The organism is Bradyrhizobium sp. UFLA05-153, from assembly GCF_054185185.1.
This window is the reverse complement of sequence record NZ_JBBIAM010000144.1, coordinates 1-22,490: the sequence shown is the minus strand read 5'-3', so window position 1 is coordinate 22,490 and position 22,490 is coordinate 1. Positions and strand designations below refer to the sequence as shown.

Annotated in this window: 19 protein-coding genes and 1 pseudogene; 2 read left to right on the top strand and 18 right to left on the bottom strand. The window is 57.1% G+C overall.

Annotated elements, in window-relative coordinates:
• Positions 1 to 475: 475 nt before the first annotated feature.
• The 6 genes and pseudogenes from Q2941_RS44430 to Q2941_RS44405 all read right to left on the bottom strand — a co-directional run.
• On the bottom strand, positions 476 to 2,935 hold the full coding sequence (locus Q2941_RS44430; protein WP_458196524.1) for a DUF2235 domain-containing protein: 2,460 nt from the start codon (positions 2,933 to 2,935) through the stop codon (positions 476 to 478).
• Between the two features lie 54 nt (positions 2,936 to 2,989).
• Positions 2,990 to 3,910, bottom strand: a complete 921-nt coding sequence (locus Q2941_RS44425; RefSeq protein WP_458196523.1) for a GH25 family lysozyme — start codon at positions 3,908 to 3,910, stop codon at positions 2,990 to 2,992.
• Positions 3,911 to 3,915: 5 nt separating this feature from the next.
• Positions 3,916 to 4,296 (bottom strand): hypothetical protein, encoded by a 381-nt coding sequence (locus tag Q2941_RS44420; RefSeq protein ID WP_458196522.1) that lies wholly within the window; start codon positions 4,294 to 4,296, stop codon positions 3,916 to 3,918.
• 825 nt (positions 4,297 to 5,121) lie between these two features.
• Positions 5,122 to 5,256: a hypothetical protein gene (locus tag Q2941_RS44415; RefSeq protein ID WP_458196521.1), complete on the bottom strand. Its 135-nt coding sequence runs from the start codon at positions 5,254 to 5,256 to the stop codon at positions 5,122 to 5,124.
• A gap of 631 nt (positions 5,257 to 5,887) precedes the next feature.
• Positions 5,888 to 6,391, bottom strand: a complete 504-nt coding sequence (locus Q2941_RS44410; protein WP_458196525.1) for a GNAT family N-acetyltransferase — start codon at positions 6,389 to 6,391, stop codon at positions 5,888 to 5,890.
• A gap of 173 nt (positions 6,392 to 6,564) precedes the next feature.
• Positions 6,565 to 6,744: pseudogene (locus Q2941_RS44405) on the bottom strand (branched-chain amino acid ABC transporter permease); the annotation flags it as partial.
• A 1,387-nt stretch (positions 6,745 to 8,131) separates the two neighbouring features.
• Here Q2941_RS44405 and Q2941_RS44400 point away from each other — a divergent pair.
• Positions 8,132 to 8,377 (top strand): hypothetical protein, encoded by a 246-nt coding sequence (locus tag Q2941_RS44400; protein ID WP_458196519.1) that lies wholly within the window; start codon positions 8,132 to 8,134, stop codon positions 8,375 to 8,377.
• A gap of 151 nt (positions 8,378 to 8,528) precedes the next feature.
• Here Q2941_RS44400 and Q2941_RS44395 read toward each other — a convergent pair whose 3' ends face one another.
• The 11 genes from Q2941_RS44395 to Q2941_RS44345 form a co-directional block, all read right to left on the bottom strand.
• A complete protein-coding gene (locus Q2941_RS44395; protein WP_458196518.1) occupies positions 8,529 to 9,476 on the bottom strand; it encodes a methylenetetrahydrofolate reductase in 948 nt (315 codons plus the stop codon).
• 66 nt (positions 9,477 to 9,542) lie between these two features.
• Positions 9,543 to 10,694: a hypothetical protein gene (locus Q2941_RS44390; protein ID WP_458196517.1), complete on the bottom strand. Its 1,152-nt coding sequence runs from the start codon at positions 10,692 to 10,694 to the stop codon at positions 9,543 to 9,545.
• A 413-nt stretch (positions 10,695 to 11,107) separates the two neighbouring features.
• The gene (locus Q2941_RS44385) at positions 11,108 to 11,758 is read right to left on the bottom strand and encodes an LbetaH domain-containing protein (RefSeq protein WP_458196515.1); all 651 of its coding nucleotides are present in this window, start codon (positions 11,756 to 11,758) and stop codon (positions 11,108 to 11,110) included.
• Between the two features lie 87 nt (positions 11,759 to 11,845).
• On the bottom strand, positions 11,846 to 12,535 hold the full coding sequence (locus Q2941_RS44380) for an ABC transporter ATP-binding protein (RefSeq protein WP_458196514.1): 690 nt from the start codon (positions 12,533 to 12,535) through the stop codon (positions 11,846 to 11,848).
• Positions 12,522 to 13,268 (bottom strand): ATP-binding cassette domain-containing protein, encoded by a 747-nt coding sequence (locus tag Q2941_RS44375; protein WP_458196513.1) that lies wholly within the window; start codon positions 13,266 to 13,268, stop codon positions 12,522 to 12,524. The genes Q2941_RS44380 and Q2941_RS44375 overlap by 14 nt, the downstream gene beginning before the upstream one ends.
• Positions 13,265 to 14,281 carry a branched-chain amino acid ABC transporter permease gene (locus tag Q2941_RS44370; protein WP_458196512.1) on the bottom strand — a complete coding sequence of 339 codons (1,017 nt, stop codon included), beginning with the start codon at positions 14,279 to 14,281 and terminating at the stop codon, positions 13,265 to 13,267. The genes Q2941_RS44375 and Q2941_RS44370 overlap by 4 nt, the downstream gene beginning before the upstream one ends.
• Positions 14,282 to 14,285: 4 nt before the next feature.
• On the bottom strand, positions 14,286 to 15,149 hold the full coding sequence (locus tag Q2941_RS44365) for a branched-chain amino acid ABC transporter permease (protein WP_458196511.1): 864 nt from the start codon (positions 15,147 to 15,149) through the stop codon (positions 14,286 to 14,288).
• A gap of 83 nt (positions 15,150 to 15,232) precedes the next feature.
• Positions 15,233 to 16,501 (bottom strand): urea ABC transporter substrate-binding protein, encoded by a 1,269-nt coding sequence (locus tag Q2941_RS44360; RefSeq protein WP_458196510.1) that lies wholly within the window; start codon positions 16,499 to 16,501, stop codon positions 15,233 to 15,235.
• Between the two features lie 82 nt (positions 16,502 to 16,583).
• Positions 16,584 to 17,819, bottom strand: coding sequence for an ABC transporter substrate-binding protein (locus tag Q2941_RS44355; protein WP_458196509.1), 1,236 nt, complete (start codon positions 17,817 to 17,819; stop codon positions 16,584 to 16,586).
• A gap of 122 nt (positions 17,820 to 17,941) precedes the next feature.
• A complete protein-coding gene (locus Q2941_RS44350) occupies positions 17,942 to 18,778 on the bottom strand; it encodes a phosphodiesterase (RefSeq protein WP_458196508.1) in 837 nt (278 codons plus the stop codon).
• Between the two features lie 32 nt (positions 18,779 to 18,810).
• Positions 18,811 to 19,983, bottom strand: coding sequence for a cobalamin-independent methionine synthase II family protein (locus Q2941_RS44345; protein WP_458196507.1), 1,173 nt, complete (start codon positions 19,981 to 19,983; stop codon positions 18,811 to 18,813).
• An 860-nt stretch (positions 19,984 to 20,843) separates the two neighbouring features.
• Between Q2941_RS44345 and Q2941_RS44340 the strand changes: the two genes are divergently transcribed.
• A complete protein-coding gene (locus tag Q2941_RS44340) occupies positions 20,844 to 21,833 on the top strand; it encodes a LysR family transcriptional regulator (protein WP_458196506.1) in 990 nt (329 codons plus the stop codon).
• A 460-nt stretch (positions 21,834 to 22,293) separates the two neighbouring features.
• On the opposite strand, the gene Q2941_RS44335 is transcribed toward Q2941_RS44340, so the two are convergent.
• A partial coding sequence (locus Q2941_RS44335; protein ID WP_458196505.1) for a hypothetical protein occupies positions 22,294 to 22,490 on the bottom strand: 197 nt, incomplete at its 5' end.

Sequence of the window (22,490 nt, the reverse complement as noted above, 5' to 3'; positions counted from 1 at the left end):
TGGAACACTGAAGCTTCGCAACCTCAGCTTCCTCGGTTCAGACCAGATGGACAACCTCCTGACAGGCCACACCTAGGCATCGTTTCCTGGCACGTTGGCTTACAAAAGTCGGCGACAAGTCCAGAATTAAGTCATCATCCCAACTCTTCTGCTCTACGCCGAATCCCTACGATGGCTAAATACTTGTCGACCGGCAGAGCCGTGACCGCTAACCAGCTGCGCGCGCTTAGCGATCCACGAGTCGGAGAGCCAAGGCTTGAGTTTTGTTTGGCCGGCGTCGGATAGGAGACGGACCTCAGCCTGCTAGACGAACGTCAGGCTGTAAAGCAACTTCATCAGCCGCTCAAAATTTCGGGAGTACTTGCTTCCTCCAGACTGGCGGCGTGCTTTCCAAGAAGTTCGACATCAGCCTTATCGAGCGCCCATGCCGGCGCGGGGATGCGTTTGAAATCATCATTATCTGAGGCGCTGCGTCCTACTTGGATGGCTTGACGAAGAACGAGATGCAGCCCCGGTGATTGTTGTAGAACCACTGGAAGCTCTGCGGCGCCGGCAGAACCGCTTCATTGACATAGAAGATGAGCTCTCCCGGGACCTTCGGAGATACGTACTCGGAGATCTTTCTGAAAGCCGGATTCGGGTCCGGCTCGAGGAAATCGACCTGATCACCGAATTGGCCGTAGCGTGCGATCGGCTGGAACCACGGCTCGCCATAGTAGCGTCGTAGCGGCAACTTGAGCACGTGTAGAGCCATTTGATACCAACTAAGCCGAGTCGCATCCGCCGGATCGCCGAAGGTGCTGTAGCCACGGCCATCCGTCGTGACGCCTGCATCGCGCAGAGGGACCCCCGGCTGCGTACAGGCCGCGTGATCATCCTTGTAGTTTGGGTGTTGCTTTTTGAGCTCGCCAAGGTCTGGTGTGGTCCATATGAAGTACCTGTCCAGCCGTCCGATCTTGTAGCCAGTCGCATGACATACTTTGCTGGCATCGAACGAGATCAGGACGCCACCGTCAGGAATGTCTGTGGGCGCTGCAGATTTTTCGCAAATGAGGCCGGCCTGGTCGACTGCCGTAAAGAGAAACTTCGCGGCGACCGTGACTGTCAGATAGGCTAAGATCGCCGCGGAAATTGCTGGGCCAACATAGTATTTCCAGATCGATTGCACAAACAGCAGGCCGCTCTTCGGATTGCGCTCCGGCTTGATCGACACGGGAGTCAGTTTTTCGTCAAAAGCCTTCATCCAGAGCCCCTGCATCTCTCCGGTAACGCTGGAAGCAACACGACTGCTTCCATACAGCAGGGCGGTCAGCACGAGGGCCAATACGCAGAATGTGAAGGGGTAATCCGCGTAGGAGCTAAGCCAGCCGGAGGCCCAGCCTGGAACGAAGCCGCTGGCCGTCCGAATGATGTCCGAAACGAGGCCAAGCCGGTTCGCATCTGCATTGATCGAATTGCCGCGTCCAGCCAGCGGAAAAATGATCGCAAAGGTGGTCGCCGCGAGAGTTGAGAAGTACAGGGCAGCGCGTACGTATACTCTCGGCCAAACCCCTTTTCGCTCTGCGCTGACGCGCGCAGCGGCCTGGCTAGTGGTCTCGTAGACGCCGTTTCCCGGCTTGGTTGGAAGTCTCTTGACTTCGAACGTGCAGTAGTCGGCATTCTCCGGATGCGGGACCGGCTTAGCCATCACGAGATCGTATTCGTGCGGAATCCCGATCGGCGCATAGACATGCGCGTTATTCTTGATACGACGTAGCGCGGTCTCGTGGATCTTGGGTCTTTCGATGTAAACCTCGTCCCCCGTAGTTCTGGAAAACCGCTGGTCGCACAGCCGTGAAAGCCGACGAGGGCCATAACGATAGTAGGCGCCAAAACCCGAGCGTGGATCGTAGAGCCTGCCGTCCTTGTCCTGCGCCTGCCTCACCTCGGCCAATGCAGCCGGGTTCTCGGTCTTGAATTTGAGGCCACACGCTCGAGCCTCCTCCATGATCCAGCAAAGAGGGATTTGGGCCAGCGAGTCGTCGGGATAACCTCCGCCCACATTCGCATGGACGCCGCCGAACCAGACCTGCACGATCCGCTCGCTGGCGGTAAAGCCCGGTTTTTCCGTCTCTGCTGGCGCCATCCATTTCGGATCGCGCTCGTTCCAGAGAATGGGATGAAAGGTCGTCCGCTCATCATCGAGTGAAAGTGCGTGGCAAGCGCGTTTCACCTCGTTGCCGAGCGTGTGATTGGGGAGCTCGAGCGGCCAGATCCATTGGCTCACTCCACGCGTCATCTCGTCGATCGGCAACCCGTAAGCCGCCACCGTGTCCCAGAGGCCGAGAAAACGGATCTCAACGGCATGTCGGCCAGGCGGGATCTCTGAATCCGATGCAAGGATGGGTCGACCGATGAGCTTTCGGAATCCCTGATAGAGCAAATACCAGTTGGTGTGAAAGTGCTTGCGCTGGTAGTCGCGATAGGCCTGACGGGCCTGCCGATCGAGCTCCTCTTCCGAGATGCTACTCGCATCGATCAGCCCCTGGTCCAGGATCAGCCCCGTCAAGACCCTGATCGTGAATGCGCCGCGCGAAAAGCCGAAACCAAAGATTTGGTCATCCTTGCCGCGGTGATTGCGGCAAGCAAACTTGTAGAGCTCGCGCACGTTGCGGCGAAGTCCGATGCCGAATGCGCCGCCTAACAGCGCAAGCGGCTTGAATGAAGAGGTGCCGACACCATCATCGTAGAAGGCGACCTGATCGTCGTTCGACAGGTCAAGTGCGCAGAATAAGCGCCAGACATTCGTGCGCCAGACCTGGGCGGCTGAATTGCCCGTGCCGTCGGACAGGAGGACGATTCGCCTCGGCATGTTTGCTTTCCTCACCGCAGGAGCAAATGCAGATTGAAGAATTGAATATTGTTTGAACTCTCGCCTTGCAGCCCGGCTGCTCATTGACGATGCGACGGGGCGCACTCCAACAGTTGCGCGCCCCCGCCGCGAGTACAGCTACCCCGCCCACTGGGCCTTCAGATCATCGACGCTACCTGCAAACTGGTCGCAGTCGAGGCGGTTGCGCCGGTCTCCGGGAATTCCCGGTACAGTCTTGCGCCCGGGCCCCTTCTCGCCGTCGGTGTACTGCCACAGCCAATACGTTTGCCAGCTCCGCTGCACGGTTGGATGGTTGCCATATTGTGCCAGCCAAAGCCTGTGCGAGCCGAAAAACGGATCGCTCCTGTTGCCAAGTGCGGTCTTTAGTGTGTCTCCGCTGTAGAGCACCGCTTTCCGTCCGAGCTCGTTGTTGACAAGCTCCAGGAACTCACGTGCTCCCTCGAGTGTCATCTGGTTTCCATCGTCGCGCTCATAGTCAAGGGCAACGAGCGTGTCCTTGTCGGGATCAGCCCAGTCAAGGAAGTTGCTCACCTGATCGCTTATCGGTGCATGGGCCGTACCCCAATGCGTTGCGCCCCAAAGCAGCCCTGCACGATTTGCAAGATCACGCCGACGCTTGTACGCATCGTCCCTGCCGGACGCGCCAGTGGTCGCCTTGTGAATGACCCCACGCAGGCCCGCGGCGAATGCCTGATCGAAGCTGACGACACTGTCTCCGTGAAAGATGTCGACCACCAGCGGAACGCGGTCCAGCCCTGTATCCACAGCCGCTTCGCCAGGAGAGGGGGAGGGCGACAGGTCGATCCGCTGGATGGAAGAGAAAGCGCCGGCCCACGCATAGGCACTGTCCGCCGTCCGGTACCAATGCGCGTTGCCCTGGACGGCATCGCCAATGACAAGGCCTTCGATCGAAATTGTTGTCCCGGCATTCAGCTTTCGCAGAACCGGGGATTGGAGGCTTGGCGAGCCCTGCCTCAGATTGACCCTGACATTTGCGGTGGCTTGGCCGTTAATAGACAATTCAACAGCTGATCCCATGGCATTTATCCTACGGCGTCATCGGAAGAATTAGTGGCAACGTGCTTCACTGCGGGAGCATCCGGCTGGTTGCCTGAAATCCGCGTTATGAAACCTTCGATGAAATCGGCACCGGTGTAGCCGGCTGCCGCGATCGTAAACAGCTGCTCGGGAGAAATGGCCTTGCTGATGTCGGTGATGAGGGTGATTGCGGCGAAGGCGCCGGCCACGCCGCCAATGCCAAAGGAAATCAAGAGCCGCACCCCGTTGATGAGTGCGGCCGTCGAGCTAGCATCGTCGGAATAATCATTGAGCTTCTTGATCCCGACGATCGTGCGGGCGCCTTGGCCGAGCGCTCCCAACACGATGCCGAGACTGACTACTTCAAGCCACTGAACCGCATTCATGGTCCAACTCTCTTTCTGAAATTGAGCTAAAGTCGACGCGCGCGTTCAAACAAACGGGTGACTGAACTGATTGATGATCCTCCTCAGGCTATAGGGAGCGCTTCGAGCCGGGCTGCTGCCCCGTGACTGGTCGAACCGGCCGCATCTTTTCTTGCGGCCATTGCATTCTCCAGTTGAGGCGAGGAGTAGCCGACCTCCGTGCCAGCTGGCGCCTTGCATGCCGCCGAAATTTAATCTGTGGCCGCCGCTGCTCTCGCCGGCGTTGCATCCACGCGCGCGGCGACCGATAACGTTGTTGCGCGCGACCGTCTGGTCCTCTGGCAGACCTCTGAATGCCTCGGCGTAGCTGTTCGCGTGCGCCTTCATCTCGACAACCTGGTTAGCGATTGGCATGACCCGCTCGGGCTCGAGAGAGAACCAATCCAGTTGCATCCAGCGAGACCCACGGCAGCTGTTGTCAAGACCGTCAGCCATCGCCTGCAACCAATAGGCTCGCCTTCGAGACCCCTGCGCCGTTGAGGCAGCGTTTCGAGCTGGGAGACAGCGGGCGAGATACGCCCGTGACTGCAAGTCAATCATCTCACACGCGCCCCCACGTGAAGGAATAAGCAAGCCAAAACGCAATGCGTAAAGTATTTGAGGGCCGACCTCCTTCAGCAACTCCCAAACGGGGGGTGCCCGAACATATCCACAGCCAAAAGTTGATCGACAAGATTGTAAAGCTCGCGGTAGCGGTGTCTCTCAACACCCTCGAAGAAAGTCTTTAGCTCGCGATAGAACCGAAGCATCGTCTACGAAAGCGCAAACGAAAGATATGAAACAGGTCTAGTTAACGTACTTGGGGTATCCTTTCAAAAGATGTTCGCGGCCGTCTTTAGCCATCCATTCGGTGTGGGCAAGATGACGATCATAGGCTTGCCGGGCCTGCTGCGGATCATGCGTAGCATCGATGGGCAGCACGATCCGGCACCCTGAGCGGTATTGTTCGCTCGCCGCGAGAGTATTTCTCGAAGGCCAGCAAAATCGCTAAGAGGCAGCCATGGTTTGAAAATCTGATCGAATTGCGTGACTCTCTAGCGCACCGTAGCTGTCTCGCTGTCGTGGCTTTCGCCAATTCAACGATGCGCACTAGGCTGCTTGGAAAGCGATCCAGCCAGCCAGAGCCAGTAGTACTGCGTGGGCCAATTGGCCGGGCACTTCAGTGCTGAGATCGTCGGCGCGCGCGGACCATGTCGATAGGACAAAGGCGAAGACGCAGGGTCCTATGCGTCCAAAACGCTGTTCCCGATCGCCCAGCTGCGACGATCGCCATTCCTGTGGATAGCAAGCGATCGAGCGACAAACTACACGCGCAACAGCGAAATACCTGCTGAACTAGGAGTAGTTCTACGACGCCGCGGCAATCTCCGAGTTTCACCCTAGGTCGATGCGTCGCAGACGATGACGGGTAGGTAGACAAATATGCCGATAAGCAACGACGAGGACGCGCGGTGTTCAAGTAAGATGAGTTGATCGAATCGCTTCATATTGCGGCCGCGAAAACGGCGCCGATACGAAAATTTCCCCGTTCTGTGATGCGTGCAGCGGAGAGCTATCGTTCTCGCATGCCGCGAGATGGCCGAGGGTCTGTTCCTGCGAAAGAGTGTCCCCCGGATTCCAATGCAAACCTTACAGCCGTTGAATCCGGGCTAGAGCGGGATAGTGCGCGTTGCCGCCGAGAGTCTAATCGCGATCGCCCCTTAGGAGCACCTTGCGCACGCGGGTTAGTGAGGCATTGTAGGGGCAGCTTTAGACGTGGGCCGATCTCTGCAAAACCAGCCTTGAAGTACAATGCCAAGCTGGAGTTGCGGCTCCACATCGGCTGCCTGGGCGCCGCCAATTCAAGCTGGCCCCAGCCTTTTACCGCCCCCAGGCCTACGGCAGCCTCAATGAGGCGCATCGCGACCCCAGACGATCGCTGGTCCGGCACCACATAGAGTTCGGTGATAGTGGCGTAGGTTCCGCGCGCGAAAAGGGCTGCGCTTTCCGACAACATAATGACGCCGACCGGGCGGTCCTCCGCGAGAGCCAGAAACCCATAGACACGCTCCTTCATGGCAAGGAGTTCAGCCACAAGCTGGGTATCTGGTTCGGCCTGTACCTGGCCGGCACCAAGTTCGGCGACTAGGGCAGCAACCATGTGGGTCACCGTTGGGGCGTCATCGACAGACACTTCGCGCGTGGTCACCATATGTGATCCTCCTCCGAGCTCAAGCAACATGCACCTGGTCCATCGGCGGGCATCGCAACCAGCGCGGCCACCAGCGCGAACGCAAAGGACGTTCCACGCTCGACCAGACTGACGAAGATCCGCGCCGCGAACAGCAGCATCGCGCCTTGAGCGAAGTTCAGGACGCCGGTGGTCTTGTAGATCAGCACAAACCCGATGGCGACCTGCGAATACTTCACTTAGCAGAGCAGCGCGATAGTCGTTCTGACATCGTCGTCCAATGGCTAAATCCTCTCAGACAATCTTCGTATGCGCGAGTCCAAGACAAACTCTTTTTGGCAGAGCGGAGATAATCAGCCTTTTGTATTTTTCGAGTAGACGCGTTAATATTTGCGCGCAGAAAAACGACCAACATGCACCAGTTGGCGACGAAATCATGCAAGTCGCTGATAGCTCAACGCGCGCACTTGCATTTGATCATGCGAGCTGCACCCAACCCGTCGTAAACTTCGCTCATTCTCACCTTATCTGACGAAGCGGCGTGCCTCATTCATCGTCCAAGTCGGTAGCGACATCCCACTGACGCTGGGAACCGCTCGGCAAATCAGGCTCGGCAATCAACTGTCGCAGCAGAGGCGGGCGCAAACGACAAAATCCCCCTGCCTGCGAATGCCGATTCTCCGATTGTGGCTAGTTGTGCAAGTCGATCCGTGGTCCTTCCGGAGTTCGCCGGGGACAACTTTGATCTTCTCCTTGGTCGTGGGATGGTCCACGACGAGCAGCTCTTCCGGCAGGCGTTCGTAAAAATTCTTGTGGGTCCAGATAATGAAGTCGACGGACAGCGCGGGTGAGGGGGCTCACCGCGGTCGATCATCCCCTGGACTTCAATGTGAGCACGCGCCTCCAATTGCGGATCGCGCCGCACCGGCTCCTTAGCCAGGTCGTTGTTGAGCGCTCGATCGATGTCGATAGGCAGCGTGTTGTGGCCCTCGATAAGGTTCGAGTAATAACAATTCATCGAACGGACGAGGTCGCCAACCGACACCCGCATGACCGGGTGTAGGCGACCGGGCAATGTGTTGGCCTTGGCCACCAAGTCGGTTGCCAGATCTTCAAGTTCCTGCTGATCATCGGGCAGGAGGGGGCAGTGCCGATACGTCCTTTTTTGGCGCTTTCTTCGCCGCAAAATATGTAATGATATCAATGGTTACGGTAAAGTTGACGTCCCTCTCCTTGCCGCTTTTATTGCCGCTTCGAAGGGCAAAAATGAGTTTGGAACTCTTGTTTGCTAGAGCCGATGGAGCGCTGCTTAGGCTTGTCAGAACTCCGGAAGCTTAGGGGTGCGCGCGCCTCACTTGGATTGAGTGCAGACGCATTGGCCAGAATCGTACGGGTGGAAGATGGACGCACGGTGCGCAGATGGGAAGCTGGCCAACGCGAAATTCGGGCCCTGTCATTGTCACACGAAACCACGCCTGCCGGCAAGATCGACCAGACCAACGCCGACATTGGGTATCTCACGGCCTCTCGAACGAGCCTTGTTGAAGCCTTGGAAATACTGACCGACAGCCTGCCAATGATAGCTCGGACCGGGTTCGTTGGTACGCCCTGCAACGGGCAACTCCAATGTTTGACGCCGCACAAGAGGACAAATGGTCGATCCCCGGCGAACTGAGCCCCGAAGCCGCGCTGGACTATTTTGCAAAGCATGAGGGCTTCGACGAAGGACTTGAAATTGCGAACGATGAGGGAACTGAGTTCTTTCTCGAAAAGCGGGAGGTGTTACGCCGGAAAGTAGGTGCCTCTCAGAGGCAAAGTGCAGGGAAGGTGGTGGACACCTACTTCGTCCGACGTCGCCGCAACGCTACTTAGCGTGACGACATTATAACGAGGCTATTGGATGCCACGACAACACAACGTAGAGATGATGTGTAGGCAACGCTCCGTGATCCAGAGCGATCGTTGGGTGATTGCAAGCCTTTAGAAACTTGTGCATGCCGATCATGACGTCGTTGCGGCACATCTACGGCGTCGCCCCCTTACCTCTGTATTCTCGGATCCACGTCGCCGTCTGCTGAAGTCCACCGAATCCGAAGAAGTGCGCTCGTAACGAACGCAACTCAGCTTTGATATCCATTTGTTGCAAGAGTCGATCAATGAGCACCTGCGGTTCATAACCGGAGACAAGACGTCCAAATCGACGACCTTGAGATCGCAATGCTTGAGCAGAGCTTGTTACGCCGCATATGAGCGCCAAACGCATGACGCTCTTTAGCGTGGCAGGTCCCGCCATCCCAACGCGAACGTCGTCAGCGATGCCTCGCACCCGCAAACGTCTGATATGTGTTGTTATGGCGTCCGGCTCAAAACAGAACTGGCTCACCACCCACGGCGTTATCCCTTGCCGAACGGTCAACGAAACTTTTTGATCGAGTTCGCCATCTAGCACGTCGGTTGAGATGTGCGGATGGGGCTCCGGATATGTGGCGAAGCCAAGACGTTCAAACCCATAGCGAGCGAATAGGCCCGTCTCAAGCGCCGCGCGACTGGAAGGAAACGGTCCGGCGACGCGCGCCACGTCGCCCCCCAGTAACAATGCTCGATCAACGCCGGCCTGTCGCAGTCGGGCCAGTGTCGTCTCGAGCTGATCATGGCTTTCGCATCTGCGTGCAACCAAGTGCGGCACCGGAACGAAGCCCGACGTCCTGAGCTCCAGCGCTCTTGCAATCACCGTCTCTAGTGGCTCTCCTGATATGCTTGCAACATAGATCTCCGTCCCGGGCGAAAGAACTCGCCGCGCCATCTCAACTGCGCCGGTGTCGCGCGGTGTGATTTCTATCGAGTATTGACCGAGGAATTGCTGGCAAGTGTCCTCTTCGTTGCAAGCTTGGCCTCTTGACCCCGTCATGATGGTTCCTTTTTCGGCCGCAAAACGAGCGGCGGCAATCTTCGGCGAGATGCCCGACGTCATCAGCCTGGTCTTGTTTGATGTTGGAGGCGGGCCAGAAAGGTCCCGCGTCTCAGGGGGCGAGCTATTTTATGGCTCGTGGTTTCGGGAGATGACGTAAGACTCGTCCGAGAACCAGAGTCCATTATGCTTGCGCAAGATCACCTTAGTGCACGCCAGGTATCGATCGTCCGTCATAGCCCGGGCCAGTCGCTCGTCCTCAATCTGTGCGACGTAGTTTGCATTGTTCCAGGCTGCAAATAGTGTTGACGTCCCGATTGATGTGGCGTCCGCGTCAATTTCGTTGGGGAGCGTATACATCACATACTTGAATTTCGACTGCTCATCGGTCAGCGCATCGAAGTTGTACTGGCGCGCCTCACTCCCCATCGCGATCTTCGTTTCGCGCAATATATCTCGTCGATCGTTTGCGAAGGGCTCTTCGCCGGGCCACACGCTCTGAATGATTTCCAAGCCTGGATCGTCGCCGCACGAATGAATGCCGACCAATCGACCTCCCGGAGAAAGGGCAAGTGCTAATGGCGCAACGACCTTCTTTGCCTTGAACTCTGCCGACGCCCGCGCTCGATAGGGCTGCGAGGCGATGACAAGATCGTAGTCTGCCATGATTGCGCCTTGCCTGGGGATGACCTGGTCCAGCAGAAATCGGTAGCTCTGCAGATACAGCACCAGAACGACCGGGCGCTCATAGATCGGATTGCCGGATTTCTTGCTTACGCTGGCCTTCCAATGTTGCGCTAGAAACGGCTCAAGATTATTGATCTGGCGCTCGTATTCGGCCGCAGTCCGCCCGCTCAGGGCGACTTCATGCCAGACGAGCCTGGATGCCGCTGATGCCGAGCTTGCCGTAAGATACGGGGCTTCGTGATAGTAAAGATTGGTCAGGACGATGACCGTGGCCGGGTGCTCGTGAAACCGATCAGGCAGCTTCTCGAGCGTCAAGCGAATGTCTTCAAGGCTGATCTCTTTCCCAACGACGTAGAATGGCAAATGCTCATAGCGCCGATGCATTGAACGCAGCACGCGAGCCAGCACCGTCCCATCGCCAACGCCCGCATCAAAGACCCGCACCGCAGGCGGACGCGGACGAATCTGATCGAGTTCGAGTGCTATTCGTTCTGATACGACGCGCTTCTCGCTGCACGTATTGACGAACATCAGGTACTTTTGTCGATTGTCATAAAATCGAAAGTTCTTCTCGGGCTCGACTTCTTTGATCACTTGAACCTCAGCGTGCGAAAACTCAGTTCGTGCAACGGATGACACGTCAGCCTCTTTCTTAATGATGGTAGCAATTCTTTCGTGAGGTCACCGAGCCGTCGACAATGCAAAGCTCAGCAGAGAGCCGCCGCACGAGGCCATTGAATGCGATCGACGATTTCCAACGAGCTTCGTCTGCTTCGTGAGCCAGCCTGTTAGCCTCGCGGTTCTGACAAGTATCCCCGGCGCTTGGCTTTGGGAATGACGGACTGGAGAACTGTGCTTATTGCTCGCGCCAAGAGGGAGATGCCGATGTTCCGATGGTTGCCGGCGCAGTCGGGACGGAAGCGGGAGCGCCTCGGTGAGCAATTGCGCAGCCGCCTCCGGAAACGAGCCCGTTCCTCTGACAATCAAAACCAGTTCCCTCGAAGCGGTCAACGCGAGGAGTCTAGCCTCGCAGGATTGCCCACTTCGTATTTGCTCAAAAAGTCTTCAATCGTCAGCTTGCGAAAATCGTCCAGCGCAGCGTGCAGACTTTCGTGATCCCAGTCCCACCACGCAAGCCTGGTGAGCCGCCCAGCGATATCGTCCGCAAACCGCCGCCTGACGGGGCGGGCCGGATTGCCTGCGACGATCGTGTAGGCCGGCACGTCCTTGGTAACGATTGCGCCGCCTGCAACGACGGCACCAGTACCGATGTTGCGGCCGGGAAGTACGATTGCGCCATGACCGATCCAGACATCGTGACCGATGTTGACTTGATGTTTTCTGCGCCAATCGAAGAAGTCTGCGTCATCACTCTCGCCGAAAAAATAGGCGCTCGCTCGATAGGTGAAATGCGACTGGCTCGCGCGCTGCATCGGATGGTTGCCAGGATTGATGCGGGTCATTGCCGCAATCGAGCAGAATTTTCCGATCGTCGTGTAAGTGATCTGGGAATCGTTTTCGACGTAGGAATAATTGCCCATCGTCACTTCTCGCAGGATCGTGCGAGCTCCGACCTCGCAATATGCGCCGAGTTTTGCATCGTGTAACTGCGCGGCGGGATGGACGGTCGGTTGAATTGAAAGGATTCTGGTGGCCATGGTGGCTCCGCAAATTGAAAGGTGGATATTCGTCTTTAACGGATTGACACTGGCATCGCGGGACGCAGGCCCGGCGCCGGCATGACCTCAGTCCGTCTCGAAGACGCTATCGGCGAGGAGTTCAGTCGGATTCCGCTCCGCAACGATCTGTCCCTTCTGGACAACCAGCGCTCGGCCGACCAGCGAGGCGACGAAACTGAGATCCTGATCGGCAATGATCATGGTCGTCTTTTCTAGTCGGTGAATAGACAACAGGCATTCGGCGATTTCGTCGGTCACCGATGGCTGAATGCCCTCTGTCAGTTCATCGAGCAGAAGAAGCCGCGGCGCGCGAACCATAGCTCGCGCCAAGGCTAGCAACTGCCGCTCGCCTCCACTCAGCGCACCGCTGGGGCGAGCGAGAAGCTTTTCGAGCCTCGGAAAGAGACGCAATATCTCGGCAATCGGCTTTACTTTGCCGGCACTGGGCATCATGCCCGCAAGCAGCAAGTTCTCCTTGACGGTGAGGCCAGGAAAACCCGCTCCGCCTTGCGGCGTGTAACTGAAGCCGAGACGACTGCGTTGATGGGCAGGCAGACCTTCAATGGCAACACCGTCCAGTACGATCCGGCCACCTTCGAGCGGCAACAGCCCCATGACAGTCTTGAGCAAGGTGGTCTTGCCCATACCGTTGATGCCGATGATCCCCAGAATCTCATGAGCGCTGAGATCGAAGCTTAAGTTGCGCAAAACCTGTGTCTTGCCGTAGCCGGAGACCAACCGTTCACCTTTCAGCATGAATGGCCTCCTTCTTGCGGCCGAGATAGATGTCTCGGACGGTCTCATTTGTCTCGATCTTGTCCATGGTGTCCTCAACCAGCACTTTTCCCCTGTGCAAGACAGTAACCCTTTGTGCGAGACGGGCGATGAACTCAAGGTCGTGCTCGACCACGATCACCGTGGCACGGGCGTTGAGACGTTTGATGATATCGACGGTCCTCAACATCTCATCGCGCGTCATGCCGGCAGTTGGCTCGTCGAGGAGCGCGAGACGGGGATCGCTCGCGAGCAGCATGCCGAGTTCGCACCATTGGCGATGCGCATGCGAAAGGGTCACCGCCGGCTGCTTTGCGCGCCGGTCATCAAAGCCAATCTCCTCCAGCGCCAGCTCGACGACCCTGTCCAGCTCGCGCTTTGGCAGACTCCTGCGCAGGGCGGCGAGGCGGATATTCTCCCTGACGTCAAGGTTGGCGTAGATGCTGGGAATCTGGTTCTTGATCGCGATGCCCAGGCGCGCAATGCGATGGGTGGGCAGGCCCTGCAGATCCCGGCCTTCGAACAGGACATGGCCGCTGGTTGGCTGGTGCTGATGGGTAAGGCATTTGAAGAGCGTGCTCTTGCCAGCGCCGTTCGGGCCTATAAGGCAGCGGATTTCGCCGGCGGTCACGACGAGGTCGACGCCATCAACCGCGGCAACGCCGCCGAACCGCTTGACGAGACCCCTCGTTGCGAGAATGGGCGAACCGCTCATGCCGGCTTCTCCTTCCGCCGCAAGATGCCAGAACGGGCCGGGAACCTCAGCCGTGACAGCCTAACGATCATCGGCAGTAAGCCTTGAGGGGCGAGCAGCACGAATAGGATGGTCGTCGCGCCGAAAATTAGCTCCGTGTTAAAAACCTGGTTGGCGCCGAGCTGGCTGCTGAGAAGCTGAAAGCCGAAGCTTGCCACCACGGGTCCGACAAAGGTCCCGAGGCCGCCGGCGATCACCCACAGAACGAACTGCGAGGCTTGCGGAAGATCGAAGACGTTCGGGCTGACGAAACCCATCACCGCTGTGTAGAGCGCTCCCCCGAGCCCCGCAATGGCAGCACTCACGGCAAAGCCAACGAGCTTGTAGAAGCGGATGTCGTAGCCAAGGAGCTCACTCCGCAGCTCGCTTTCGCGGATCGCCGTCATGATACGCCCGGCATCGCTCGAACGCAGGAACGAAAGCAGGACATAAGCGCCGGCGAGTGACAAAAGACAGATTGAGAACGTCGCTTCCGTGGATAGAAAAGCCTGCGGATCACCGGGCATATTGAGCGACGGTACCGCGGTGATCCCATTGAAGCCGCCGAGCGGCACCGGACCGATGTGAAATGAGGGATCGGCAGTCGACGTCATGAAGGAATAGAAAATCAGCGTCACGCAGAGCGTAATGACGCCGAGATATACGTCGGTCAGACGGCTGAAGAACAGAAAGTAGCCCAGGACGAGGGAGAATGCGACCGGCAATACGGTCCCGATCAACGCAGCAAGCGTGCTGTCGCCGAAATTGGAGACTGCGATTGCATAGGCGTAGGCACCCAGACCGAAGAAGACCGAATGTCCGAGGTTGAGGATCCCGAGCGTCCCCCAGACGAAGGCAAGACCGAGCGCTGCGATCGCCATGGCCGAAAAGGCAGACAGATTGACGAGGTCGAATGGCTCCAGAACGAACGGCCCAAAGGCCGCGAAGAGCACGAGAGCGACTGGAAACAAGGCATGTTTGAGTCGGTGCAGCATGACGTTATCGACCTCCGGTCCATAAGCTGGAGACGCCCGTCGGGAACAGGCGCAGGATGATCACGGCCAAAAGCAGCAGCGAGGCCTGGCCGACGACCGGCGTTGCGAAATAGGAAAGCAAAGCCTCAACCGGCCCGAGGATCGTTGCGGCCGACAGAAAGCCCGTAATCAGGGCTCCGCCACCGCTGATCACTGTGACGAAGGCACGTGCAACATAGGCCGCACCCATGTGAGGAAGAACGCCGGATATCGGCGCAAGCAACGCGCCGGCCAAGCCGCTGATTGCGGCGCCGATGATGAAAGTGGCCGCATACACGCGGTCACAATCGATCCCGAGGGTGGTCGCCATCTCGGAATTCTGCATCGCCGCACGCGCTATCAGTCCGTATTTTGTCCAATGCAACACCAGGAGAGAACACACGACCAGCAGGGCTGTGATCGCGATCAAGAGCAGTTGGTAGGCGCCGATGGAATAGGCTCCGACCGGAATATTTCCGAGCGGCGCGCTCACACCCATCGTTGTATTGCCGAAGATCGCGGTCACCGCGCCAATCAAGAACAGGCTAAGCCCCCAGGTTGCCAGCATCGTCGTCACCAGATGGCCGTAGAGCCGGCGAATGATGAGGCGCTCTACTATGGCGCCGATCATCCCGACGACCATCGGGGCGACAATCAGCATGGAAAGCCAAAGATTGAGGCCGGCATGATTGGCAACCACGGTGGCGTAGCCGCCAAGCATGATGAACTCGCCATGAGCAAAGTTGATAACCCGCATCATGCCGAAAATGACGGCAAGCCCCAAGCTGATCAGGGCAAGAAGGGCAATGGAGTTGGCCACCGCAAAGCACAATATGATGTATTGGTCCATGGTTTATCCCGACCTACAAACATGGAAACAAGCGACGAGTGCTGCGGCGCCGCAATCGATGCGGCGCCCGCGAGCCTGGCCAGCTAGATCTGCGGCATCAGGAAATCGGTCTGGTTCGGATTGGTGAAGACATTGCACTTGCCGCCATAGGTATCAGGCGGAATTTGCTCTTTCTTCTCGATCAGGCTCCAGACGCGGTTCTTGACCTTGATAATGTGAACGTCTTGCGTCGTGTTGTGGGTGGGACCATCCGTGGTCATGATCCCGGCCGGACCTTCCCACCGGATGCCGCTTTCGAGGGCCGCCAGAACCGCTTCCCGCTCGAAGCTACCGGCACGTTTGACGGCTTCAGCCCAGAGCATGACCCCGCTATAGCCGCCGAAGACTTCACCGTTGATATAGGGGTGGTTCTTGCCGGCTACCGCTTCGACCTTGGCCAGAAACTCCTTGTTCTTCGGTGTATCGAGTTCCTGGAAGTAGTTGTAGGCAACGATCACGCCGTCGGTTTCCTCCGGTGCCAGGACCTCGTGCTCATTGCCGGCGGCAAACACGATCGAGATGATCGGAATCTTCTTCAGCATGCCGGCGGCTGCCCATTGGCGATAGAAGGACATAGCCGGGCCGCCAACGAGGCAGGAATGCACGATATCCGGTTTTGCGGCCTGGATTTTTGCAATGGCCGCGGTGAAATCCGTAACATCGAGAGGATAGTGGTCGTCGGCCAACACCTCGCCACCTTCACGCTTGGCCATCACGTGGTTCCAAATGCCGAAGTTGCGGGGCGCGTTATAGTCGGACGCTATATAGTAGAGCTTCTTGCCGAGATTTTTGAATGACCATTCAAGCAGCGGAACGACCTGCTGGTTGCCGCCCGTGTTGACGCAGAAAGTGTTCTTCTCGCAGAGTCCCCCTTCGTAAAAGGAGCCATAGATGAAGGGTATCTTGTACTTGCGTAAGACGGGGCGCGTGGCTTCGCGCGCAGCGCCGCTAAGTGCACCTTGCACCATGACGACCCGATCATTCAGCGCCGCCTTCTGCGCATATTGCGGGTACTTGTTGATATCGGACTGGCCGTCATAAACCTTGAGCTCGAGTTTTTTGCCGAGCAGGCCGCCGGCGGCATTGATCTCCTCGACTGCTACCTTCATGCACAAATTCGACGGCACGCCATAAATATCAAGAGGTCCCGACAAATCGTGCAGCGAGGCGATAGCAACGCTGTCTGACGCGGCCCAAGCGCGGCCGACAAATGAGCCGGCGATAGATGCAGCGGAAAGGGCTGCGGAAGAGGCGAGAAACGTGCGACGGGACAATTTCATGAGAATTCTCCTTGTGCTCGAAAGAAGAGCCACGCTCTTTCCCCTCGAGTGATGAAACGAAAGGCAAATGCGGCCGCGGCGCCGTCCCTCGATGCGGCGCCGCAACCTCGCTCACCTACATTTGCGGCATCAAGAATTCCGTCTGGTTCGGATGAGCAAAGACATCGCACCTGCCGCCGTAGCTATCTGGCTGGATCTGCTCTTTGGTTGCAATCAGACTCCAGACGCGATTTTCGACCCTGATGATGCGCACGTCCTGGGTGGTGTGATGCGTAGGCCCGTCAGTGACCATTTTTCCGCCAGGCCCTTCCCAGCTGATCCCACTTTCCCAAGCCTTCATGACCGCGTCGTGATCAAAGCTGTTCGCACGCTTGACGGCCTCGGCCCACAACATGACGGTGTTGTAGCCACCGATCGCCTCGCCATTGATGTAAGGATGGTTTTGACCCATCGCGTCGGAAAAACGTGCCAGGAAGGCCTTATTGCGCGGCGTATCGAGCTCCTGGAAATAGTTATAGGCAGCGTAGATGCCGTTCGTCTCTTCAGGTGCTAGAATCTCGTGCTCTTGCCCGCCCCCGAAAATGATCGAGACGATTGGTATCTTCTTTAGCATGCCCGCTGCGGCCCATTGCCGGTAGAATGACATTGACGGGCCGCCGACCAGACAGGAATGGATGAAATCTGGTTTTGCTGCCTGGATTTTGGCGATTGCCGCAGTGAAGTCCGTAACGTCGAGGGGATAATAATCGTCGGCAAGCACATCGCCGCCTTCGCGCTTCGCCATCACATGATTCCAGGCTCCGAACGTGCGCGGCGCGTTGTAGTCCGAGGCGATGTAGTAAAGCTTCTTGCCAAGAGTCTTGAACGACCACTCGAGCAGCGGGACGACCTGCTGGTTTCCTTCGGTGTTGCAGCAAAAGATGTTCTGCTCGCAGGCGCCACCTTCATAAATCGAACCATAAAAGTACGGCACCTTGTATTTTCGCAGAACCGGTCGCGTCGCCTCTCGGGCAGCTCCAGTTAAGGCCCCCACGGCCATGACGGCTCGGTCCCGCAGCGCCGCCTGCTGCGCGTATTGCGGACCTTTGTTGATGTCCGACTGGCAGTCGTACGCCTTGAGGACGACTTGCTTACCCAGGAGACCCCCCGCCTTGTTCAACTCCTTGACCGCGAATTCCGTGCACATGTTCGACGGAGCGCCGTAGACGTCGAACGGTCCGGACAGATCGTAGAGCGAGGCGATTGTCACGGTATCCGATGCCGCGGACGCGGGGCTGGCAAATGAGCCGACCACGGACGCGGTGGAGACCGCGACGGAAGAACGCAGAAACGCGCGACGTGACAAATTCATGAGAATGCTCCTTGGAGTCCTGAAAAGAAGCCCAATAGATGCGAACGACCGCTCCGCCGGGGCTAGGCGACGGACGGGCAGGGGTGACGGATCGTCTGCGGGGACGAGACCCCACCTCGGATTCAGAGTTGAGATGGCCGTGCTATTGGAACGACCTGACGCTCGACGGGTAGGTCCGGCTCGTACAGATATTTTGCGCTTGCATCGAGAAAATCATGGGTATGGATGACCACGGCGTCGGTGTTCAGGAAAGCGATCGCATAGGCCGGCGGCTCCATACTGCAGGGGATTCCTCGCTCATGACTAAAATCGAGCCACAATTGATGATTGAGCCCCCGCAAAGTGGAAAAGGGAACGTTTTGCCAACTCCCGGTGATTGGGCGATGCACATGCCCGAAGAACAGATGGCGGATGGGATGCCCGTCGAGGAGTCGTCCGAACGCTGCCCCATCGTCGAGCATGATGTCGTCGGCGGGCCGGAAGTAAACGGACAGCGGAGGGTGATGCATGAAGAGATAAATTGGCCTGCCCTGTGCCTCTTCCAAGCGCGCGCGCAGCCACGTCCGACGTGACTCACAGTAGAGGCCCGCATGGCTGTCGGATCGTTTCGTATCGAGGAACAGAAAACGTCCCGCAGCCGTGTCGAGCATCGACTGGACGAAGCCGAAATCGTCGACGGCAGCCTCGGTAAATACGCTGCGGAAATTGGCGCGATCATCGTGGTTACCCATGAGAAGCCGCACCGGCATAGGCAAGACCCTAAGTGCCTCGCGCAGGCGAACATAGGCACTCCTCTCGCCATGATGAGCAAGATCGCCCGTGATGACGCAAAGCTCGGCATCTGAATGATGCTCAGCCACATCGGCCAAGCAGGCTCTCAAGCGCTCGCCTGGATCGTTGTCGAAGAGGCGATCACCTGTCGGAACCAAGTGAAGGTCGGTGATTTGGATGATTTTCATATGCGGTGTTTGCGAGCTAGGCTTTACGCATTTCATGAAGCAATGGCTTGACCGGAGCGTCTTGAGTTCGCGCTCCATAGCCGGCGGGATGCAATGTCGGCGCCTTGTGTCAGCGACTCGAGTTTGCGCCAAGCGATATCCGGGTCGACAGTGTGAAATGTCGCAAAGCTCGCGAAACCACAATCCGTGCCAGCAATCACTCGCTCCCGTCCGACCAGATTGGCGTATTGCTCGATCCGCTGAGCGACGACCTCGGGATGTTCAATGTAGTTAGTGCAGGTATCGATGACGCCAGGCACGAGGATCTTGTCCTCGGGAAGCTGCGTCTCTTTGAAAAGGCTCCATTCATGCGAATGACGTGGATTTGCCGCCTCCAGCAGAAGAGCCATTGGCCGCGCCTTGATGATGATATCGAAGATCTCGTGGAGATCGATGTCGTGATGGTGGGGCGACTCGTAATTGCCCCAACATAGGTGCATTCGCATCCGATCAGCGGGAATATCGCGCAGGGCATGATTGAGAACGTCGACGTGAAGAGCAATCTCCTTGCGAAATTCGGCGACATCCATCGGTTTCGCCCGGAAATGGCGTCCAAGCGCAAGATCAGGGCAGTCGATCTGCAGAAGCATGCCCGATGCAGCAATGGCGTCATATTCCTCCTTCATCGCGTCGGCCAAGGCATAGAGATAGGCTTCCTGCGATGGATAATATTTGTTCGGCATGTAGTGGGCCATGATTCCCGGAGAGGAGGCGTTCATAAACGCCTCCTCGACAGAAACCGTGTCGAGCGCTGCCTTCAGGTTGGCGATGTCTGTGGCCACCGCCACCTCTCCCTGGTACTCCAGAGGTCCAACGCAGGCAGGAGTTTTGATATCCAGATTGACCCGCTTTGCGAAATTCGAGAACTCGGCCAGTTCGGACAACGCAAGCGGCTGATCAATGCCCGTCAAACCCGTCATGCGCTCGCGCGCATAGGTCGAATAGGCGTATTTGCTCATCTCGCCATCATCAACAACAGTTAGGTCAATACTCGCCTGCTTTTTTACGATGTCGACGACCGCTGAACTGATGCTGGTCGCCAGCAACGGACCGCGCTCGGCGTCCAGTCCACCCTTCTCTTTCGCCAGAAGCATCTCCTCCAATGCGGGCGGCCGCGGCAAACTACCGACATGTGTCGTGAGAATTCGATCGGTGCTGATTTTCATTCATCTCTCCTGTTAATTTGTAGCGAAGTCCGCTGGCGGCCCCCTATCCGCCGTTTCGGCGGAAAGAGGATCGCCTCCTTCACTCGTGATTTCATCGGGTATGAGCTGTGCGCTCTCTCTCTAACGAGCCCTGAGCGCACAGCGGTCTACAGCCTGCTTCCGGATGAGAGGCGTAGCAAGCGTTGTTGACGCGGGAATGTCTTGATATTAGCCTTGCTAATAGAAGGAGTATTACCCCTGTTAAATAAGCTGACGTCGAAATCGGCTCACAATTTGGCCGCTTTTATTCTGCGCGACGAGCCTGGCGCCTGCAGTTAAAATCCCGGACCGTGGCCCGCTCTCGCTGAGAAACGCATCCAACGAACAAATTTAATTGTTGGTACGCTGCGTGCCAAAGTGGTGCGCAACTGGCACTGTTGAAATTTAAAGATGTTTCTTCGCGCGGCGGGTGCACCGCCAAGCAGAGGTCTGTGGTTTGCCGGCACTCTACACTAACGAGCGAGGCTACCAGAAGCCGCAGGAGTTTGACATTTTATATACCGTGTGATGTTCATTCCCAAGTACCAGGGGACACTGTACGGCGAGCTGAGGCAACATCTCGAAAGGGTGTTCGTCGACTCGTGATGCTGAAGCCCGGTGAGGGAAGAACGATATGGAGCAATCCTTCTGGCTCCCGCGGATATGTAGCTTTCACCGTCGGCTCAGACAAAGTGGTGATCAGGGAATGCTCCAGAAAGCACGAGGCCGAAGATACGCACCTCTATCAACTGTACATGTGGCCCTGCGACCGCCTTTAGGTGTTTCGATCAATTGGGGTGCACTCGCGACATCAATGGCGAGCCTGAGCGGCACAAGGGTCGTTGGCTTTGCGCGAGACAGCGGGCGGCACGCGAAAAGACCTTGAACGCGCTTGGGAATGCAAAGCCACCGCAATAGGAGGAGCAGGCTTTTACAGCATGAAAATCAGTTCTCACCAGATCGCGGCTTTTACAGAGGTCTTTAGGCGGAGAAGCGTTTCAGAAGCTGCAGCTGTCCTTGGTGTTACCCAATCGGCCGTCACCCAGCACCTTGCCAAGCTAGAGCAACATATGGGGACGACGCTCTTCATTCGCCATCGCAGCGGGCTCGTGCCAACAAAACCGGCTCAGGAACTGTTTGCATTATCCGATCGCGTTCGGGTTCTGGAGCAGCTCGTCGCGGAGAAGATCAGCGCTTACAGTGACCTGTCGGCCGGCCATCTAACTGTGATCGCGAACGCACCGTGCCCAGCGATGCCGATTATTTCCGAATTCAACCGGCGTTTTCCCGCGGTGAGGATCACGTTTTCATTAGTGCCCTGGGAGCTCGCTAAGCAACGACTTGAAGCGCGTGACGTCGATATTGCTATCATCACTGAGCCTGATGACATTGCCAGCCTATTCCACGTGGAGCTCAGCAAAACTCGGCTTATGGCGCTCGTCCGGCGCGAGCATCGACTCGCCTGCAGACAGACACTCAGCCTGGCTGAACTTGCACAAGAAAGGATCATTCTAACCGAGGATGGTTCTCTGACGCTACGAGAGGTGGAAAAGGCATGTCTTCAGAACAGTATAAATTTGCCCAACGTTATTAAGATGACGACTTATCCTGTTCTGAAGGAAGCCGTTCTGCACGGAATCGGGATAGGAATTCTCCTTCAAGACAGCGTTTTTCCAGCAGAGGAACTCGTATACAAGGCTGTCGACGAGCTCTGCCTCGATTTCAAAACGTATATAGTCACTACATCGGATAAAAGACGCCTACGATCCGTAGAATCATTCTTCGAAACCGTTCAAATCTCTGTTGAGAATCAACCAGGTGTTCGCCGCTAGAGCATGATCCGGAAAAGTGTGAAGCGGTTTTCCGAAAAGATCATGCTCAAACGACAACCTAAAGCGCGATGATGATTCATTCCAATCTCATCGCGCTTTAGACAGATTAGAAATCGCATCGCAACCGCCTTGTACGGACCTAAGGGGCATCGTAGGAAGTAAGTGCAGGCCCTGGGGTTGCGGCGTGTGGTTCACAGAAGTGCGGTGCTGTATCTCCCGCAAAAATCTTTGGATTCTTGGATTGGGACATCTTGGCAAGGCTGTGGTCGCTGGCAACCTTGCCTTATATCGATCCAAGGGCAGTTGAGTTTACCACGGCATTCGTTTTAGTCTTGGCGGTCCAGAAAGGCGTCACGTGCAGCGTACGGCGAATGTCGGCCGCACGATGTTGCGGGTTTGAGTTACGTCAATTGCCGGAATCCGGATCAGATCCGCGAACTGAGGATGGTTGTGGAGAAAATCAGCCGGCATGCAGTTCGCTGGCCCTTAACGCACGATCAAAAAATTTCTTCGTTTCGTTCGTTTCCGTGCTCGCGAACCGCACGACGCAAGCGGCGTCGATCGGTTGACGCCGCCCGTCGCTCCATGCGCTTCCCGGCTTGTCGGTCACGATAGGGACGCTGTTGTTTCGTGGGTTGCGAGGGGGGCACCCTATTC

Excerpts from the sequence above, each read along its gene's own strand:
- Q2941_RS44380 (WP_458196514.1), bottom strand. The coding sequence starts at position 12,535 with ATGCTGAAAGGTGAACGGTTGGTCTCCGGCTACGGCAAGACACAGGTT.
- Q2941_RS44400 (WP_458196519.1), top strand. The coding sequence starts at position 8,132 with ATGTTTGACGCCGCACAAGAGGACAAATGGTCGATCCCCGGCGAACTG.
- Q2941_RS44375 (WP_458196513.1), bottom strand. The coding sequence starts at position 13,268 with ATGAGCGGTTCGCCCATTCTCGCAACGAGGGGTCTCGTCAAGCGGTTC.
- Q2941_RS44385 (WP_458196515.1), bottom strand. The coding sequence starts at position 11,758 with ATGGCCACCAGAATCCTTTCAATTCAACCGACCGTCCATCCCGCCGCG.
- Q2941_RS44425 (WP_458196523.1), bottom strand. The coding sequence starts at position 3,910 with ATGGGATCAGCTGTTGAATTGTCTATTAACGGCCAAGCCACCGCAAAT.
- Q2941_RS44430 (WP_458196524.1), bottom strand. The coding sequence starts at position 2,935 with ATGAGCAGCCGGGCTGCAAGGCGAGAGTTCAAACAATATTCAATTCTT.
- Q2941_RS44420 (WP_458196522.1), bottom strand. The coding sequence starts at position 4,296 with ATGAATGCGGTTCAGTGGCTTGAAGTAGTCAGTCTCGGCATCGTGTTG.
- Q2941_RS44350 (WP_458196508.1), bottom strand. The coding sequence starts at position 18,778 with ATGAAAATCATCCAAATCACCGACCTTCACTTGGTTCCGACAGGTGAT.
- Q2941_RS44345 (WP_458196507.1), bottom strand. The coding sequence starts at position 19,983 with ATGAAAATCAGCACCGATCGAATTCTCACGACACATGTCGGTAGTTTG.
- Q2941_RS44365 (WP_458196511.1), bottom strand. The coding sequence starts at position 15,149 with ATGGACCAATACATCATATTGTGCTTTGCGGTGGCCAACTCCATTGCC.
- Q2941_RS44370 (WP_458196512.1), bottom strand. The coding sequence starts at position 14,281 with ATGCTGCACCGACTCAAACATGCCTTGTTTCCAGTCGCTCTCGTGCTC.
- Q2941_RS44410 (WP_458196525.1), bottom strand. The coding sequence starts at position 6,391 with ATGAAGGAGCGTGTCTATGGGTTTCTGGCTCTCGCGGAGGACCGCCCG.
- Q2941_RS44395 (WP_458196518.1), bottom strand. The coding sequence starts at position 9,476 with ATGACGTCGGGCATCTCGCCGAAGATTGCCGCCGCTCGTTTTGCGGCC.
- Q2941_RS44355 (WP_458196509.1), bottom strand. The coding sequence starts at position 17,819 with ATGAATTTGTCACGTCGCGCGTTTCTGCGTTCTTCCGTCGCGGTCTCC.